General features: G+C 52.9%; 1 protein-coding gene. It reads right to left on the reverse strand.

The features are described from left to right. Window positions 1-569 (reverse strand): EF-Tu/IF-2/RF-3 family GTPase (locus tag N1689_RS22065; RefSeq protein WP_242458907.1); only part of this gene is annotated, 569 nt, incomplete at both ends.

Here is a 569-nt window from a genome sequence, read left to right on the forward strand (position 1 = left end):
GCGATAACTTTAGCAACAACACCCGCGCCAACGGTACGGCCACCTTCGCGGATTGCGAAGCGCAGACCTTCGTCCATTGCGATTGGGTGGATCAGGGTAACAACCATTTTGATGTTGTCGCCTGGCATGACCATTTCAACGCCTTCTGGCAGCTCTACTGAGCCGGTTACGTCAGTTGTACGGAAGTAGAACTGTGGACGATAGCCTTTGAAGAACGGAGTATGGCGACCACCTTCGTCTTTAGACAGAACGTAAACTTCTGACTCGAACTGGGTGTGTGGCTTGATTGAGCCTGGCTTAGCCAGAACCTGACCACGCTGGATGTCTTCACGCTTGATACCGCGCAGCAGAACACCACAGTTTTCGCCTGCCTGACCCTGGTCCAGCAGCTTACGGAACATCTCAACACCGGTACAGGTTGATTTCGCAGTATCTTTGATACCTACGATTTCAACTTCGTCGCCGACTTTAACGATGCCGCGCTCAACACGACCGGTAACAACAGTACCACGGCCAGAGATTGAGAAGACGTCTTCGATTGGCAGCAGGAACGGCATGTCGATCGCACG

The organism is Pantoea sp. XY16, assembly GCF_025153065.1.
GTDB classification, from domain to species: Bacteria; Pseudomonadota; Gammaproteobacteria; order Enterobacterales; family Enterobacteriaceae; genus Pantoea; species Pantoea alfalfae.